At 63.3% G+C, this 16,186-nt stretch carries 14 protein-coding genes and 1 riboswitch; of the genes, 7 read left to right on the top strand and 7 right to left on the bottom strand.

Going from position 1 to position 16,186, the window contains the following annotated elements; translation table 11 throughout:
- Positions 1–104 precede the first annotated feature (104 nt).
- Positions 105–617 carry a BA14K family protein gene (locus tag MUU55_RS07440; RefSeq protein ID WP_244760144.1) on the bottom strand — a complete coding sequence of 171 codons (513 nt, stop codon included), beginning with the start codon at positions 615–617 and terminating at the stop codon, positions 105–107.
- A 173-nt stretch (positions 618–790) separates the two neighbouring features.
- Here MUU55_RS07440 and MUU55_RS07435 point away from each other — a divergent pair, with 173 nt between their 5' ends.
- Entirely contained in the window at positions 791–1,879 is a 1,089-nt protein-coding gene (locus MUU55_RS07435) for a glycoside hydrolase family 25 protein (protein WP_244760143.1), read from the top strand.
- A gap of 42 nt (positions 1,880–1,921) precedes the next feature.
- On the opposite strand, the gene MUU55_RS07430 is transcribed toward MUU55_RS07435, so the two are convergent.
- Entirely contained in the window at positions 1,922–3,025 is a 1,104-nt protein-coding gene (locus MUU55_RS07430) for an FAD-binding oxidoreductase (RefSeq protein ID WP_244760142.1), read from the bottom strand.
- A gap of 1 nt (position 3,026) precedes the next feature.
- A complete protein-coding gene (locus MUU55_RS07425; RefSeq protein WP_244760141.1) occupies positions 3,027–4,271 on the bottom strand; it encodes an aromatic ring-hydroxylating oxygenase subunit alpha in 1,245 nt (414 codons plus the stop codon).
- A 104-nt stretch (positions 4,272–4,375) separates the two neighbouring features.
- Positions 4,376–4,585, bottom strand: a riboswitch (cobalamin riboswitch).
- A 314-nt stretch (positions 4,586–4,899) separates the two neighbouring features.
- On the opposite strand from MUU55_RS07425, the gene MUU55_RS07420 reads away from it, so the two are divergent.
- Positions 4,900–5,514 (top strand): DUF6656 family protein, encoded by a 615-nt coding sequence (locus MUU55_RS07420; protein WP_425314155.1) that lies wholly within the window; start codon positions 4,900–4,902, stop codon positions 5,512–5,514.
- 3 nt (positions 5,515–5,517) lie between these two features.
- Here the strand turns inward: MUU55_RS07420 and MUU55_RS07415 are convergent, their stop codons facing one another.
- A complete protein-coding gene (locus MUU55_RS07415) occupies positions 5,518–6,567 on the bottom strand; it encodes a diguanylate cyclase domain-containing protein (protein WP_244760140.1) in 1,050 nt (349 codons plus the stop codon).
- 157 nt (positions 6,568–6,724) lie between these two features.
- On the opposite strand from MUU55_RS07415, the gene MUU55_RS07410 reads away from it, so the two are divergent.
- Positions 6,725–7,699 carry an L-threonylcarbamoyladenylate synthase gene (locus tag MUU55_RS07410; protein WP_244760139.1) on the top strand — a complete coding sequence of 325 codons (975 nt, stop codon included), beginning with the start codon at positions 6,725–6,727 and terminating at the stop codon, positions 7,697–7,699.
- A gap of 1 nt (position 7,700) precedes the next feature.
- Positions 7,701–9,146 (top strand): FAD-binding oxidoreductase, encoded by a 1,446-nt coding sequence (locus MUU55_RS07405; protein WP_425314154.1) that lies wholly within the window; start codon positions 7,701–7,703, stop codon positions 9,144–9,146.
- 64 nt (positions 9,147–9,210) lie between these two features.
- Here MUU55_RS07405 and MUU55_RS07400 read toward each other — a convergent pair whose 3' ends face one another.
- Positions 9,211–11,532, bottom strand: coding sequence for a DUF1217 domain-containing protein (locus tag MUU55_RS07400; protein WP_244760138.1), 2,322 nt, complete (start codon positions 11,530–11,532; stop codon positions 9,211–9,213).
- Positions 11,533–11,818: 286 nt separating this feature from the next.
- On the opposite strand from MUU55_RS07400, the gene MUU55_RS07395 reads away from it, so the two are divergent.
- The 3 genes from MUU55_RS07395 (at position 11,819) to MUU55_RS07385 (ending at position 14,280) form a co-directional block, all read left to right on the top strand.
- The gene (locus MUU55_RS07395; protein ID WP_244760137.1) at positions 11,819–12,382 is read left to right on the top strand and encodes a DUF6101 family protein; all 564 of its coding nucleotides are present in this window, start codon (positions 11,819–11,821) and stop codon (positions 12,380–12,382) included.
- Between the two features lie 245 nt (positions 12,383–12,627).
- Positions 12,628–12,798 carry a hypothetical protein gene (locus tag MUU55_RS07390; protein WP_244760136.1) on the top strand — a complete coding sequence of 57 codons (171 nt, stop codon included), beginning with the start codon at positions 12,628–12,630 and terminating at the stop codon, positions 12,796–12,798.
- Between the two features lie 111 nt (positions 12,799–12,909).
- Positions 12,910–14,280, top strand: coding sequence for an SAM-dependent methyltransferase (locus MUU55_RS07385; protein ID WP_244760135.1), 1,371 nt, complete (start codon positions 12,910–12,912; stop codon positions 14,278–14,280).
- Between the two features lie 54 nt (positions 14,281–14,334).
- Here the strand turns inward: MUU55_RS07385 and ubiA are convergent, their stop codons facing one another.
- Together ubiA and MUU55_RS07375 are read right to left on the bottom strand one after the other, a co-directional pair.
- Complete coding sequence (ubiA, locus tag MUU55_RS07380) at positions 14,335–15,300, bottom strand: 4-hydroxybenzoate octaprenyltransferase (RefSeq protein ID WP_244760134.1); 966 nt, start codon at positions 15,298–15,300, stop codon at positions 14,335–14,337.
- Between the two features lie 60 nt (positions 15,301–15,360).
- Positions 15,361–16,146 carry a MipA/OmpV family protein gene (locus MUU55_RS07375; protein WP_244760889.1) on the bottom strand — a complete coding sequence of 262 codons (786 nt, stop codon included), beginning with the start codon at positions 16,144–16,146 and terminating at the stop codon, positions 15,361–15,363.
- Positions 16,147–16,186: the final 40 nt, after the last annotated feature.

Here is a 16,186-nt window from a genome sequence, read left to right as displayed (position 1 = left end):
CAATCTTTCCACTATGGGTCCCATACGAAAACAGGCCACCCAGTTGGCGGACCGGGCAGCCTGTCTTCATGTGCCGGGGGGACCGTCCGGCACCTCTTTAAGCTTTAGCGATACGGCGAGACGCACTGCCGGCGCGGGCCGCCATAGGGCTGGAAGGTATTGTCGTAGGCGCGATACGAGCGATAGCGGTTGGCACACCAGTTCACGTGCGAGCTGCCGCCGACATAGCCGCGATCATTGGCAATGGCACCGCCGATAATGGCACCAGCGCCGAAAGCGGCAAGCGGGAACCAGTAGCCGTTGTGATGGCGATAACCCGGGCGCGCATAGCGATAACCGCGATGGCCACGGTGCCAGCCATGACGATAGCCACGGTCGCCGCGCCAGTGGCGACGATGGTGGCGGTCGGCCCGCCAATGGCGATCGCCGCGCCGTTCGCGCCAGACACGACGCCCCTCATAACGACCATCGTGATTGCGGACGAGCTGGACATCACCCTGCCCGCCAGCCGGCTGCGTATTGGCCGAAACCAAAGGCATTGCGCCAGCCGGCACGACCGGCGTGAAGGCAAACAGCGCCGACATCGCAAGGGCAAAACATTTTCCTGAAAATCTCATGATGGTTCTCCCGAAAATACCGGCACTCTGAAACGAGGTTCGGCGTTTGGCAAGACAATGCGCCATCCGGCCGTTTGTTCCGTCCGCCACGAAAACCGGCGTTAGCAAAGCATTAACCATGCCTGTCGCACCATGGTCGCTTGCGGAGGACCGGGAATCGAACAGGAGCGTCCATGAACCCGAAGCAGCTTTCCGGCCTTGCCGCCCTTTTCTTCTCCCTGCCCTTGTCCGCAGGTGCGGCGACGGTCGAACCGTGGAAGAAGCCGGAAAACGCCATCGTCATCGACGCCTATGAGCTGAACGAAATCGACTGGTCGGACATGCTCTCCGACACGCGCATCGCCGGCTTCATCTCCAAGGCCTCCGACGGCCTGCCGGAAAGCTACAGCTGCAAGGGCGAGCACAGCGGCGACACGGTGGCGCACTGCAAGACCATGTGGCGCAAATACGCGGTCAGCCGTGAACTCTACGAGACGCGCCGCCTGCTCGCGCGCTCCAAGGGCCTGCTCTGGGGCGCCTATCATCTTGCCCGTCCCGGCAATCCGATCGACCAGGCCAACCATTTCCTCGACTATGCCAATCCACAGGACGACGAGATGATGGTGCTCGATATCGAGGGCATCGATCCCGACAACTACATGTCGCTTGAGGACGCCCAGATCTTCGCCGGCCATATCAAGACGCGCACCGGGCGTTATCCGGTACTCTACACGAACCATTCCACCGCCCGCACGATCGCGCTCAACCGCGACAAATACCGTATCCTCTCGCGCCTGCCGCTCTGGTACGCGCGCTACAGGCCGGGCATCGAGGGTGCATTCCCGATGGGCAACTGGGACAGCTACGCACTCTGGCAGTTTTCCGCAGGCGTCAACTGCTCCAAACGCCGTTGCCCCTATCGCGTGAAGGGTGCGGAAAACGATATCGACGTCAATGTTGCGCCAATGAGCAAGGCGGATCTCGCCAAGACCTGGGCCTTCGGCAGCCTTTTGCCGGAAAAGCCGGAAGAGCCGGTCGATACGATGCTGACGGCCTCCATCCCGACGGACGGTTCCTTCCAGGCGACCGTCAAGGCCGAAGCCGCCGCCGGCACGGGCGCGCAGACGGCGGGTGCGGTTACGCTCGCCTCAGGCGCAGCGGCGGCGTTCCCCGTTACCGTCACCGCCGAGGTCCGGGCCGGTCTCATGGCGAACGGAACGGCCGGCACGACGCTCGGCCGCCGCATGGTCGAGGTGACGCCGCTGAACTATCAGGATTTCTGACAGGCATTCCCGCCGACGCAGCTGGCTGCGCCGGCGCGTCTCTCAAGCCTCGATCTGCACGTCGCCGATAGGCCTTGAGCAGCAGGCGAGGATGTAACCTTCCTCGATCTCGTCATCGAGGATGCCGCCATTGTGGCGCATCTCGACTTCGCCCGAAACCTTCATGACCCGGCAAGTGCCGCAGAGGCCGCCCTCGCAGGCCGCACCTATGCGCACGCCCGCAGCGCGCGCCGTTTGCAGGATCGTCTGGCCGGGCGGGCATTGGGCGTCCTTGCCGGCCATGGTGAACGTGATCGTCGAGACGGCGTTGGCGTCGGCGGCCTGCTCGCCGGCACCGGCGCGGATGGCGATCTCCTCCGGAGCGGGGGCGTTTGCCGGCTGGAAGCTTTCCTCGTGGTAGCGGTTCATGTCGAAGCCGCAGACCTTGAGCATGTCCTTGACCCCGCGCATGAACGGTTCGGGGCCGCAGCAGAAGACGGTGCGCTCGCGGAAGTCAGGTGCGAGCAGCGAAAGGCGGGCGGCATCGATGCGGCCGCGCAGACCGTGCCAGCCGTCACGCGGATTGTGACCTTCCACGACGAAGCCGAGCGCGAGGTTCGGCATCTGGGCGGCGAGACATTCGAGTTCCGGCTTGAACAGCAGGTCCTCGGGCTTGCGAGCGCAGGAGACGAAGGCCACGTTGGATTGTGGCGCGCAATCGGCCATCCAGCGGGTCATCGACATCATCGGCGTGACGCCCGAGCCCGCCGAAATGAAGAGGTATTTTTCCGCCGGGTAGCGCACGAAGGAGAAGTCGCCGAGCGGGCCGAAGGCCTTCAGCTTCATGCCGGGGCGCAGATGATCGAACATCCAGCGCGTGCCGATCGAGTTCTTCTGCGCCTTCACCGTCACCGCGACGGAGAATGGCCGCGAGGGCGTCGAGGACAGCGTGTAGGTGCGCATGACCGGCTCGTCTTCCGACACCGGCAGCTCCAACGTGACGAACTGGCCCGGCAGATAGCGGAACCAGTTCTTCTGATCGGAGCTGAAGGTGAACGTCATCACGTCGGCCGTTTCTACGGTGGCGGCGATGCATTCGAGCAGGTTGTGGCGATCGTGCCAGGGATGAAGTTCGTCGAAATGACGGAAATGGCTCGAAACCGTCATATCAGGCCACCCGCGACAGCGACGCCTTGGCGCCATCGAGCCGATCGATCATGAAATTCGAATACCACTCGACGAACTGCATGACGCCACCCTCGTCTTCCGGCGAATAGGGACCGGGCTGATAGGCCGGTGAGCGAATGCCGAAGGCGTTTTCCTCGACGATCTGGCGGTCCTGGTCGTTGGTCTCGGTCCAGACATGGGTGAGCTCGTCGAGGCGGTAGTCGACACCCTCGACGGCGTCCTTGTTGACCAGCCACTTGGTCGTGACCTGCGTCAGCTCAGGACCGAGCGGCAGGACGCGGAAGGTGATGGCGTGGTCGGCCAGCACGTGGTTCCAGGTCGTCGGATAGTGGAAGAGGAGCAGCGTGCCGATGCCGCTTTCAAGCACATCGTTCGACAGCGGGCGCTGGACGGCCCGCGCGCCGGACATGGTGTAGCTCTCGGCATCCTGGATGAGCGGCATGCGGGCGGCGCGGAACTGGCCGGTCGGCGAGATCTTGAATTCGCTCGGCAGACCCTTTGCCTCGCAACGGGCCCAGTGTTCGGCAATCACCGGATCGTCCTTGGCGCCCTGCACGCCGGTGGCGCTCGGCGCCTCGGGATAGGTGCGGCAGAGTTCGGGATGGTTGGCGGCGCAGTGATAGCACTCGCGGTTGTTTTCCCAGACGAGCTTCCAGTTGCCCTTCTCGATGATCGTGCTTTCGAACGCGATCTTGGTTTCACCGAGACGGTGGCGGGCGAGATAGGGTTCTGCCGTGCTGCGGAAGGCGGAGAAATCCGGCGCCTGATCGGCAAGGCAGATGAAGATGTAGCCGCCGAGGGTCTCGCAGTGGATCTGCTTCAGGCTGTGCTGCGTCCTGTCGAAATCCTCCGCCATGTGGCGGGCGAAGAGCAGCGAGCCGTCGAGCTCGTAGGTCCACTGGTGATAGGGACAGACGAGCTTGGCCGAGGTGCCCTTGTGCTGGGTGCAGACGCGCGAGCCGCGGTGGCGGCAGGAATTGTGCAGCGCGCGGATAGTGCCCGAGCGGTCGCGGGTGATGACGACGGGATAATCGCCGACCTGCACGGTGAAATAATTGCCGGCCTTGGGGATTTCGCAATCATGGCCGATGAACAGCCAGTCGCGATACCAGATCGTCTCCATGTCGAGCTTGTAATGGTCGGGGTCGATGTAGAATGCCTGCTCGAGGCTGTGGCCTTCACGCCGGTTCTTGAGCTTGCGGAGCACGTCGCTGCGGATATCCATGGCAATCCTCATAAGTCCAGTTTGGGGATGAGGCGCACGGAGGAGACGGCATCCAGGCGCGAAACGCCCGGCGTGCACGCTTCCCGGCCGCCCGCCGCAGCCAGTCACGATCTTTTCTCCAGGCTGGTTTCCGGGCTGAGGAGTGGTCATTGCAGGATTGACCTGCGACCCATGCGGCGCCTTCCCAGACATTCCGTCCAGTGGCTTTGTGCCGCGTTTTCTCCAACACCGTTGCGGGGGCAGCGCCGGAATTTAACCGGCTTCCCAATTCTCCGCCCTCCCTAGAAGGCGGCACCTTGAGTGTCCTTATCTAACCGCAAGAATCGCTGGGCGACATGTCAAAAAACGACGCGCTTTCATGATTTGACGACAGTCAAAAAAATGTAGACCGCACCCTCATCGATCTTATTTACCGATATATATCAATATAGTGTGCCGTTTAATCGCGCAGAATGACGACCGAATGGGCAACAGGGTACACAAAGAAGCGAGTTGTCATATTGCGACCACGAAAACACCCCTGCAAGGTTTCAGGGGGCAAACGGCAAGGAATGCTTAACAGCGTTTCCATAAACTTCCGCTATCAGGGCGCGAACACACAGCGCCGCGCGAGCAGGGAGTGCCGGGCGTGCAGCAACAGCAGACGAAGTTTCGTTACTACGATGCCGTCGCCTACAAGCGCGAGAACCCGCCGAAATCCGCCGTGCATACGGAATTCCTGCGCACCGGCCGCATCGACCGCACGCCCGACAACTGGAGCCCGAGCGAGAAGCGCTACCTCACCTATACCGAGGTGGCCGAACGCACGGGCCGCAAGCTGGAACGCGCCGGCTCCGTCACGCATGACCGCATCAACGGCTTTCACCGCTCGATCCAGTTTCCAAAACTGATTTTTCACCGCACGCTCGCGGAAACGCCGCATCTCGGCTATTGCCACATCACGGTGGCCAATTCGAGCTTTGCGGATTTCCAGAATGTGCAGTGGGCCTTCTACATGGCCAATTTCTTTGCCGAAATCGGCGAGGAAGAGCAGTTCTTCGCCGGCATTTCGAAAAAGCAGGGCCGCATGTATTTCGCCGTCGCCATCACGCCGACGGACCACGAAGGCCGCCTCGCGATCGACCGCAAGGTGCGTGGAAACGGCGTGATCTTCCGCACGGATGATCCGAAGCTCGCCATGAAGAACGTGCTGATGCTCGGCGCCCGCAACGAGGCGCTGCGCAAGATCATACAGGCGCTTTAGAACTCAAGCTCTATAAAGCATCCATTCCTTGCCCGCCGGCACCTCGTCGCCGCGACCGTAGACGACGATCTGGTCGCCGCCCGATGCCTTGGCTTCCAGAAGTGCCCTTTCGCAGGCCGAGGACAGGTCGAGTGCGCTGTCGGCGCGATCCGACATGCAGACACCGGCCGACAGGGTGAGATGGCCGAGATTGCGGTTGGTGCGCGGATCGCGCAGCGCCATCGTCTGGAAGCCGGCGCGCAGGAGGTCGATCAGCCGTTCCACCTCGCCTTCGTCGGAGGTGTTGAACAGGAAACCGAAGCGCAGGCCGTCGAAGCGCACGGCAAGGTCGTTTGCCGGGAAGGCCTGGCGGATGAGGCCACCGTAGAAAGTCACCAGATGGTCGGACAGCGCCTCGATCTGGGCGGGCGAGAAGCGGCGTTCGGCATCCACCTCCGCCACCACGACGCCGCAGAGCATCGGCAGATTGGGGTTCGCATAGACGCGGGCGAGCGCCTTGTTGAAAGCGCGGCGATTGCCGAGCCTTGTCGGCGGATCGACGAATTTCATCGCCTCGAATTCCGCCATCTCCTTCTGGATTCCATCCATCGTGGCCGATTGCGCGGCGACTTTTTCCGCCATCTCCGCCGTATGGGTGACGCGCAGCTCAGTGGCGCGCTGCAGGGCCTCGAGCGAGCTGCCGAGCACGCCGCCAACGCTGCCGATCACCTGCGAGGCCTCGCCGATCAGGCGGCCATAGTCGTTCAGCGAGGAGCGTTCCTGGCTGAGCAGATCCATGAAATTGCTCATCTCGTTGCTGATCGCACCGACGGAGCGTTGCAGCACGCTCGCCTCGTGCTGGTGCGGCAGGTATTTGCGGCCGAGTTCGTCAAGCGCCGCCTGGGTCTTGTATTTCCCAAGCGCGATAAAATCGCGTACGAGATCCGGATTGCTGCCGGCATAGGCCTCGTAGACCAGTTCGTAATTGCGTGGCAGGCCGTCTATGCCCATCTGTTTCATGGCCGTTGCAACGCGCAAGGCGACGTCGGTGGTCGAGGATTTCCTGGTAGCCATTCAGATGCGGACCTGCTTGCGAGACTTTTCACCGTGACCATAACAGCCCGGTCTTTCGAGCCCTCTAATCCGGCCGTTCGAATTTTAGCCATCCGCCCAACTCTTGGCATTTGCTTGCAAAGCCCTGTAAAGGAAGCGGCAAAGACGGAAGGGCGAGATGGCTGATATCGTTGATACGCGCACGGATGCGGGAGAAGCGCTGGCGCGCGCCACCGAGACGCTCGGCCGCGGCGTGCCGGTCGCCATTCCCACCGAGACGGTCTACGGCCTTGCCGCCGATGCCACCAATCCGCTCGCCATTACCCGCATCTACGAAATGAAGGGCCGGCCGCGCTTCAATCCGCTGATCTGCCACATGGCCGATCTCGCCATGGCGGAAAAACACGCCGTCTTCGACCCGCTGTCGCGCACGATCGCCGAGGCCTTCTGGCCGGGGCCGCTGACGCTGGTTGTGCCGATCCGGCCGGAGAGCGCCATCCATCCGCTGGCGCGCGCCGGGCTCGATACAGTCGGCATCCGCATTCCCAAGGGCTTTGCCAGCCGACTGCTCGCCGCCTTCGGCAAGCCGCTTGCCGCCCCCAGCGCCAACACGTCCGGCCGCATCAGTCCGACCATGGCGCGCCATGTCGCGGAGGATTTCGGTGCCAAGCTGGAGCTGGTCCTCGACGCCGGGCCGGCGGTCGTCGGACTTGAATCCACCATCATCAAGGTCGAGGGCGAGACGATCCGCTTGCTGAGGCCGGGCGGTCTGGACGCTGCGGACATCGAGCGCGTCACCGGCCGACCTGTTCAGCGCAACGAGACGGCCGGTGCGACCATCGAGGCACCCGGCATGCTCGCCTCGCATTATGCGCCCGATGCGCCGGTGCGGCTCGATGCGGATGACGTGCGACCTGGCGAAGTGCTGATCCGCTTCGGGGGCACGCCGCTTCCCGGCGAGGGGCAAGCCGCCCTGGTGCTCGACCTCAGCCCCTCCGGCGACCTTGCGGAAGCCGCCGCCAATCTCTTCGGCTATATGAAGCAGGCGGATGCCACGGGTGCTGCATCCATCGCCTTCTCGCCCATTCCCGTCACCGGCCTCGGCGAGGCAATCAACGACCGTTTGCAGCGGGCCGCCGCCCCGCGCGGATAATATGGAGACGACGACCATGGTTGCCGCAACGCTTTCCCCCGCGCTGATTTCCCGTTTCGCCGAAATCACCGGTCCGGCCTATGCGCTTGTCGATGACAAGGATATCGCGCCCTATCTCGTCGAAAGCCGCGGGCTCTACCATGGCATCTCGCCGCTGGTGCTGCGCCCCGGCTCGGTGGAGGAGGTGTCGGCCATCCTTGCGCTTGCCACCGAAACCGGCACGGCCATCGTGCCGCAGGGCGGCAATACCGGCCATGTCGGCGGCAGCGTGCCACGCGAGGGCATGGCGGATGTCGTGCTGTCGCTCTCCCGTCTCAACCGCATCCGCGATGTCGATCCGGTCGGCAATGTCATCGTCGCCGATGGCGGCGCGGTGCTGGCGGAGATCCAGAAGGCGGCGGAAGGCGTCGACCGGCTCTTCCCGCTGTCGCTCGGCTCGGAGGGCAGCTGCCAGATCGGCGGCAACCTTTCCACCAATGCCGGCGGCACCGCCGTTCTCGCCTATGGCAACATGCGCCAGCTCTGCCTCGGCCTCGAAGTCGTGCTGCCGACCGGCGAGGTGTGGAACGGCCTGCGTCGCCTCAAGAAGGACAATACCGGCTACGACCTGCGCGATCTCTTCATCGGCGCGGAGGGCTCACTCGGCGTCATCACCGGCGCGGTGCTGAAGCTCTTTCCGCGCCCGCTTGGCCACGAGGTGGCCTTTGCCGGGCTGAAATCCGTCGAGGATGCATTGGCCCTCTTCGAGCGCGCATCCAGCCGCTGCGGCACCGCACTCACCGGTTTCGAGCTGATGCCGCGCCTTGGCGTCGATTTCACCACGCGGCACATTCCCGGCGTGCGCGATCCGCTCGCCACCCGCCACGACTGGTATGTGCTGATCGATATCTCCACGTCGGATGCCGCCGAGACGGCGAGCCGCATGATGGAAGCGCTGCTGGCCGAGGGCGTCGAGGCGGGGCTCGTCGAGAATGCCGTGATCGCCTCAAGCGAGGAGCAGCGCAAGGCGCTCTGGCACATGCGCGAAAGCATGTCGCCGGCCCAGAAGCCGGAGGGCGGCTCGATCAAGCACGATGTCTCCGTGCCGGTCTCCGCCATCCCCGCCTTCATGGCGGAAGCCGATGCGGCCGTGATGGCGGCGATGCCGGGCGCGCGCATCTGCTCCTTCGGCCACATGGGCGACGGCAACATCCACTACAACATCTCGCAGCCCGTCGGCGCCGACAAGCAGGCTTTTCTCGACCGGTGGCGGGAGATCAACCATCTCGTGCACGGCGTCGTCTTGAAATACAACGGCTCGATTTCCGCCGAACATGGCATCGGCCAGTTGAAACGCGACGAGCTGGCGGCGGTGCGGGCCCCCATCGAGATGGACCTGATGCGCCGCATCAAGGGCGCCTTCGACCCCGCCGGCATCATGAACCCCGGCAAGGTCGTGGCCGTCTAAACCATTTCCCGCCGGAGCGCATCGCTTCGGCATCGGGCAATGCGGCGAAAACGAAATCCCAGCCTTATCCGCCGGTGCGCAATTGCGCGAGCGACATCATGGTCTCGGCGCTGATGCCGCTCGAGCCGGAACTGGTGAGCACCGACAGCGCCGGATTCTGGGTCGTCTGGTTGTCGAGATCGTAGAGCACGGAGAATTTCACGATCATTTTGGAGACCTTCTCCGAGTCCTGCAGATCCTCAAGCTCGAGATAGCGGTTGATCATGTCGGCCTGCGCATCGATGTCGGCGCTGCCCACCTCGTCCGGCAGCTGGAAGAGTACCTTGAACACCTCGAAAAGCGCGTCGTCGGCCAGGATGTCGTAGGCGCTGGAGACCGTGTCGGCCTTGCGTTCGAAATAGAGCGCGAGGCGCACGCCGGCATTGTCATTGCCCGCTTCCTCTTCCAGCATCTGGCGCACATAGCTGTCGATCGTCTCGTAGATGCCGCGCCGCGACTGGATCTGGGCATCGTCGGGCTGCTCGACCTTACCCTCCGCGTTGAAGTTGAACGACGCGACGATCTTGCGGTAGGAGCGATCCGCCTGCTGGTTCACGAAGCTCGCGGGATCGTCGAGGTCGGAGGCGAAGATCTTCTTCAGGAACTCGTTGTCGACGCTTTCGGGGTCGATGTCGTTGGCCTCGAGCACGAAATCGACGAGGCGCTTGTCGGAAAGCAATTCATCGACGGATTCGATCTTCTGCATCTGGACGGAGTAATATTTCGCCTCCTCCTGGGCAGCCGCCTTCTCGTCCTCCGTTCCGAAACGGGACTTTTCCGTCACATAGGCGCGGGACGTGACAATGATCTCGGCCTCGGACTGCGCCAGCTTCGGCGCGGTGATGTTGCCCTTCGCATCGAAATTGAACGCCTTGGCGAGCTCGACGTAACGCTCGTCCTTCAGCTGATACACATAGCTCTTGGGATCGTTGAGGTCGCTTTTCAGGACGTTCTTGATCGTCAGCACGGAAACCTTCGTCGGATCGAGGCCGAAGGCCTTCAACGCGAAGTCGTAGACCGAGGCCTCGCCGACGAAGTCGTTGACCGTCTTGACCGCGCTGATCTGGCTCTTGAAGCGCTTGATGGCCGTGGCGTCGGCTTCGTCGTCCTTGTCGTTGTAGGTGTTCATGTAGGCGCGGGAGGTGGTCGCGGTCTGCGTGGCCGTCTGGGCGCTATCGCCGGCCGCGAGCGTGCCGTCCTCCTGAAAATTGAAGGCGTTGCGCATCGCGAAATAGGCCGCCCTGTCCTCGGCGCCGAACAGGTTGATGTAGCTTGTCGCGTCGTTGGGGTCCGCGCTGCTCGTCAGGATGTTGGTGACGGTGGAGCTGACCACGGAGAGCTTGTCGAGCCCGAAGGCCGCCTTGATGTAGTTGAGCAGGCGCGCATCGCTGACAAGCTCGCTCACAGTGGAGATGGAGCTGATCTTCTCCTCGAAATAGCTCTGATTGAGGAGCGCTGCCGCCGAGGTCACGCGCGGATTGGAGAGCGTGTAGAGTTCGTTCGTCCCGGCCTTCTGGCTGGCGCTCTGCACGGAGCCGGCCGCCGCTGTTCCGTCCGGGTTGAAGTTGTAGGCTTCCGCGAGTGCGCGGTACTTCTCGACACCGGTGACGACGGCGTTCTGCCTGGTGATTTCGGCCTTGAGTTCGGCAATGCGGGCGGCATTGGTGGCATTGTTCGTCAGCGTGGAAAGCTCGTCCGCCGCCGTCTGGATCGCCGCCACGGCAACCGTCTTCTTGGCTTCGAACTGCGTGTTGAAATAGCTCGCCGGGTCGTTGAGATCGCTCGTCAGCACACCGCGGATCGTCGCGCGCGAATAGGTGTTCGGATCGATGTCGTAGGCGGTGAGCATGTAGTTGCGCATGCGTTCATTGTTGATGAACTGGTCGACGTTCGTCGTGGTGTCGATGACGATGTTGTAGTAGCGCGTCTCTTCCTTGATGACGTTGCCGGCATTGTTGGCGGTGGCGGTATAGAGGCCGATCGTCTCGTCGAGCTGCACCTCGGTCTGCGCGGACGCCGTCGATGCGGCAAAGCTGAAAGCCGCGGCGAAGTTGCGGTAGCGTTCGTCCGTCAGGCTGTTGGCGAAGCTTGCGCTGTCCGTCAGATCGCTGTCCAGCACCTTCTTCATAAAGGCCTTCGCATAGGTCATCTCTTCGAGACCAAAGGCCTTCATGGCATAGGAATAGAGCCGGTAGTCGTCGAGGAACTCGTCGACGGAGGCGACCTTGCCGATGTTTTCCTTGTAGTAATCCGCATCGCGGGCATTGACCGTCTCGGTCGCCGTCCGGTTCAACGACTTCAGCATGTCGTTCGCGATGAGGTTGTAGCTCGTATAGGTCGACAGCATCGAGGGCACTCTTCCTTCGGATCATACGCAGGCCGATTTTACCCCATTCTCGCGCGCGTGGCTTGTCCGGGCCTTTCTCCGCGACGGTTCAATTGCTCCGCACGATGTTCACGTCTCCTAAACCGTAGCCCGTGCGGTTTTGATAACCATCAGAAAGCGCAAAGTTTTCTTAACCGCGATTTTTAAGCGGCGTGGAAGGGACCCCGCCTATTCTCGCCCTCAGAGGACGAAAAGTCCCGATGAGAAGACCGGACACCGGCTCTCAAGGAAAACAAGGGCGAAAGACATGCTGAATACCGTTTCCAAGCCGGCCTGGGCCGGCACCACGCTCCGGCTCGATCCCAAGCGCTTCCCGCAGGCGATGACCTTCGAGCTGCGCGGCGAGGGAACCGATGCCACCATCACGCTTGACGAGCGCGGCGCCGTGTTGCGCAAGGTCCTCCCGTCGAGCGGCCTGCCGCTTTCCATCGCGCTGCCGGCCCGCGCCTTCAAGGGTGTCGCCGCCCGCGCCATCGACCATGGCAATGGCGACGTGACCGTGACGCTGGAACTGCACCACGACGACCCGGATCTCTGCATCCCGCTTCTCGTGGCGCATGACCTCTGCGACATCGCCGCCGACTGGCGCAGCTGGGCGGAAGCCTATCGCATCCCCATGCTGATGGTGGAAGCCGACGGCGTCGCCCGCCCGCTCGACGACCACCTGACCGGTTCGAACCGGCCGGCCAAGCCGCGCCGCCGCCACTCCTATTTCGCAGATCGCCGCCCGCGCTTCCTCGTCCGCCGCACGACGGGCAAGCTCGGCGTGCAGATGAAGATCGACGGCCGGGAGATCATCGCCCGCCGTTGAGCATGCCGATAACATGAGCCCTTGGGGCGTCAGCGCTTTCCTCCAGTCGCGACGGCGCCCTTTCCCTTCGGCCATTCCGGGCGCGACCGCCTCGCGTCAGGGAATGGACCCAAAGCCGGCCGTCCCCTGCGGCCGGCTTTTTTCGTGCCTTGTTCCCTCCGGAACACTCTTGCCGCGCGGCGCGTGGGAAAGAGCGTTCAACACGAGCGGCTGACGCCGCAACGAACGCAAGGGACACGATCACAATGGCAAAGCTCTTCACTCACCTCCTCGTCCAGATCCGCAAGGCCGATGCCGCCCTCATCGAGCGCGGCCGCCCGCCGCGCCGCGGTTTCGAGCTGGCCGTACACCCCGCAACCCTGCGGCGCCTCGAAGAGCGCAGCGCGACCGGTGCGCGGGCGCCGCGCTACCGGTAAGTCAGGGCTTCGAGCCTCCTGTATTCCCCGACATTTCGCCCGCAGCGGTTGACAACAGGCAGTGAAACAGCACATTGCACTCCGGTTTAAAAACGTCGGGAAAGCCTCTCTATGTCGCGTGAACTTGGTACGGAACGGGAACTGCAAGCAACCAAGGCCGTCATTGGAGAATTGGCGAGACATCTCGACGTCAATATCTGCCTTGAGCTTTGGGACGGCACGATCATCCCGCTCGGCACCGGCGCCAAGGACGACATCCGTTTCGTCATCGCTTCCGCCAACGTGCTGCGCCGCCTGCTGCGCGCGCCGTCGCTGATCAGCGTTGCCGAACTCTACGCGACGGGCGATCTCGACATCGTCGGTGCCAACCCGGTCGATGCGATGCGCCGGGTCGATCACCTGCAGTTCCTCTCGCTGCCGAAGAAGATCAACAAGGTGCGCATGCTGAAGATGGCGCTGCCCATCCTTCTGAAGAGCTATTCCGTTTCCTCCTTCGTCAAGCGCTTCACCAAGACGGCGGCGGCCACGCCTTCCAGCGGCCGCAACGACAAGGAGATGATCGGCTTCCACTACGATCTCTCCAACGCCTTCTACGAGCTCTTCCTTGATAAGGAGATGGTCTATTCCTCGGCCTATTTCCCCACACCGGACTCGTCGCTCGACGAGGCGCAGCTGAACAAGCTCGACCTCATCTGCCGCAAGCTGCGGCTTGCGCCCGGCGACAAGCTGTTCGACCCCGGCTGCGGCTGGGGTGGTCTGCTGTGCTATGCCGCCCAGCACTACGGTGTGGAAGCCTATGGCACGACGCTCTCGGAAGAGCAGTTCGCCCATGTGAAGACCAAGGTCGCCAATATGGGCCTCGGCGACCGCGTGAAGGTGGAACTGCGCGACTGCCGCAGCCTCTCCGACGACCAGGTCTTCGACAAGATCGCCCAGGTCGAGATGATCGAGCATGTCGGCATCGCCAACCACCAGGATTTCTACAAGTACCTGCGCAAGCACATGCGCCCGCGCGGCGTCTATTTCGGCCAGGCCAGCTTCCGCCGCAACACGGCCCGCCCGGAAGACTTCCCGCGGCTGACGCCCTATATGCAGTTCATCATCAAATACATCTTCCCCGGCGGCGAACTCGACCATATCGGCATGACCACCGGCGCGCTGGAACAGGCCGGCTTCGAAGTGCATGAAGTGGAAGCCGTGCGCGAGCATTTCGGCTACACGACCGAGCACTGGGTGCGCCGCCTCTACGACCGCAGGGAAGAGGGTGCCGCCCTCGTCGGCATGCCGCAGACCCGCATCTGGCTGCTCTATCTCTCGCTCTGCGCCCTCTCCTTCCACCGTGGCGCGCTCAATGCGTTCCAAGTCGTCGCCACCAGCCGCCGTTCCGGCGCCTCGGGCATCGGTTTCGACCGCACGACGGAATATGGCGGCGCGCGGCGGATCGACTCCGGCGCACCGGCAAACGTCCTCAAGACCGCCTGATCGACTTGATTGCCTGTTCGACGCCGAAGCGATCTCGCTTCGGCTGGATAGGCCTTACGCGAAAGGCAGCGCGGCGATCAGCCCGACAAACAGGATCAGACCGACGACCCCGTTGAACTTGAACAGCGCCAGGCACTGTTCGGGGTCGTCGATTTCCAGCGAGCCGATCTGGCGGGCGAGCAGCAGCGCCACGACGGCAAGACCAAGCCACGCCACCAGACCGACGCCGGCCAGCCAGAAGGCGACGGCGATCATCGCGACCGTCAGCCCGTAGAGGCCCATCAGCCATTGCGCGGTCTTCTCTCCGAACAGGCGCGCGGTCGAGCGCACGCCGATCAGCGCATCGTCTTCCTTGTCCTGATGGGCATAGATCGTGTCATAGCCGATCGTCCAGGCGATGGCGGCGATGTAGAGCGCGACGGGGGCTGCCGCGAGCGTGCCGAACTCGGTTGCCCAGCCCATCAGCGCCCCCCAGGAAAAGGCCATGCCGAGGAAGAACTGCGGCCAGTCGGTAAAGCGCTTGGCGAAGGGATAGATCGCGACGATGGCGAGCGAGGCAACGCCGAGCACCATCGAGAATGTGTTGAACTGCAGGAGCACGACCAGACCGGCAAGGGCCTGCAGAACCATGAAGATCTTCGCCTGCTTGCGCGTGACGCGGCCTGACGGCAACGGGCGCGAGCGGGTGCGCGCCACCGCATTGTCGACCTCGTGGTCGACGAGGTCGTTATAGGTGCAACCGGCACCGCGCATCGCGACCGAGCCGATAAAGAACAGGAGGAGATGCCAGACGAGGCGCCCGCCGCTGAACGTGCCGGCGGAGGCCGCCACATTGGCCGCCAGCGCCGCCGACCAGAAGCAGGGCAGCATCAGGAGCTGCCAGCCGATCGGCCGGTCCCAGCGAGCGAGCTGGGCATAGGACCACAGACCGCGCGGCAGGACGCGGTAGACCCAGTTCTTGGAGGGGGCATCGGCTACACGACCGGTATCGGGGCGGCTTGAATCGGGTGTCTGGCTCATCATGCAGCCTAGATCGCAAGCGGCTTGACCGGGGTCAAGCCGCCACGAGGCCGCAGAGCTTTAGCGCAGCGTGAAATCGAAGCGATACGTCGCCGAAAGGCCGATCAGGAACTGGTCGCGGTCGCCGCGCTGCTTGACGAGGCTCGAATCCGCGGCCGGGCCGACGAGACGCTTGTATTCGGCGAACGCGCTGGTCTCGATCTTCTCGTTGACCTGCCAGGTAATCGCCGCGCCCGCGCCGACGGATTCGACACCGCCGTCCGGGTTGTAGGCTGCAAGGCCCGACTTGGCGGTCTGGCTCGGCTTCACGCCGTAGTAAGCGTTCATATAGTCCTTCGAGGCGAGCGTCATACGCGGACCGGCGGAGATGCGCACATCCGGGCGGACATCGACGAAAGCATCGGCGGAGAGGTCTGCGACGACGCCGTGATGGCTGCGGATGCCGTGACGCACTTCGCCGCGCACGCGCAGCCAGTCGGTCGGATAGGCCTCGGCGAAGGCGCCGAGTTCACCGCCGAGCTTGACCGGCGTCAGACCCTTGAGATCCTCGGAATCATCCTCGTCGCGCGGCATGATCAGCTTGCCGGTGGCGCCGGCGCGGAAGCCGCCATTGTCGATCAGCGCGAAGGACGGATTGTCGTTGCGCGAGGAGAAGCGCACCGTGCTGCCGGCCTTGCCGAGCGAGATCATCGGCGTGACCTGGAACAGATAGGACTTGGCGCCCTGATAGCGCGGCGCGGCAAAGCCGGCAGCGCCAACCTTCAGATACCAGTCACCGGACCAGAAATGCTCGCCGTCGCCTGCCAGAGCGGAAACGGGCGAAAGAATGAGGGCGGCCGCAATCATTGCGGTCGGAATACGGATACGCAAAACAAAGTCCTCGCTT

The sequence above is a fragment of the Shinella curvata genome (assembly GCF_022899935.1).
Taxonomy (GTDB): Bacteria; Pseudomonadota; Alphaproteobacteria; order Rhizobiales; family Rhizobiaceae; genus Shinella; species Shinella curvata.
The sequence above is the reverse complement of the archived record's forward strand: the minus strand, read 5'-3'. Positions and strand labels throughout refer to the sequence as shown.

What these genes read in the sequence shown, in the direction of transcription:
- MUU55_RS07440 (WP_244760144.1), bottom strand. Translation starts at nt 617, where the DNA reads ATGAGATTTTCAGGAAAATGTTTTGCCCTTGCGATGTCGGCGCTGTTT.
- MUU55_RS07435 (WP_244760143.1), top strand. Translation starts at nt 791, where the DNA reads ATGAACCCGAAGCAGCTTTCCGGCCTTGCCGCCCTTTTCTTCTCCCTG.
- MUU55_RS07430 (WP_244760142.1), bottom strand. Translation starts at nt 3,025, where the DNA reads ATGACGGTTTCGAGCCATTTCCGTCATTTCGACGAACTTCATCCCTGG.
- MUU55_RS07425 (WP_244760141.1), bottom strand. Translation starts at nt 4,271, where the DNA reads ATGGATATCCGCAGCGACGTGCTCCGCAAGCTCAAGAACCGGCGTGAA.
- MUU55_RS07415 (WP_244760140.1), bottom strand. Translation starts at nt 6,567, where the DNA reads ATGGCTACCAGGAAATCCTCGACCACCGACGTCGCCTTGCGCGTTGCA.
- MUU55_RS07410 (WP_244760139.1), top strand. Translation starts at nt 6,725, where the DNA reads ATGGCTGATATCGTTGATACGCGCACGGATGCGGGAGAAGCGCTGGCG.
- MUU55_RS07405 (WP_425314154.1), top strand. Translation starts at nt 7,701, where the DNA reads ATGGAGACGACGACCATGGTTGCCGCAACGCTTTCCCCCGCGCTGATT.
- MUU55_RS07400 (WP_244760138.1), bottom strand. Translation starts at nt 11,532, where the DNA reads ATGCTGTCGACCTATACGAGCTACAACCTCATCGCGAACGACATGCTG.
- MUU55_RS07395 (WP_244760137.1), top strand. Translation starts at nt 11,819, where the DNA reads ATGCTGAATACCGTTTCCAAGCCGGCCTGGGCCGGCACCACGCTCCGG.
- MUU55_RS07390 (WP_244760136.1), top strand. Translation starts at nt 12,628, where the DNA reads ATGGCAAAGCTCTTCACTCACCTCCTCGTCCAGATCCGCAAGGCCGAT.
- MUU55_RS07385 (WP_244760135.1), top strand. Translation starts at nt 12,910, where the DNA reads ATGTCGCGTGAACTTGGTACGGAACGGGAACTGCAAGCAACCAAGGCC.
- ubiA (WP_244760134.1), bottom strand. Translation starts at nt 15,300, where the DNA reads ATGAGCCAGACACCCGATTCAAGCCGCCCCGATACCGGTCGTGTAGCC.
- MUU55_RS07375 (WP_244760889.1), bottom strand. Translation starts at nt 16,146, where the DNA reads ATGATTGCGGCCGCCCTCATTCTTTCGCCCGTTTCCGCTCTGGCAGGC.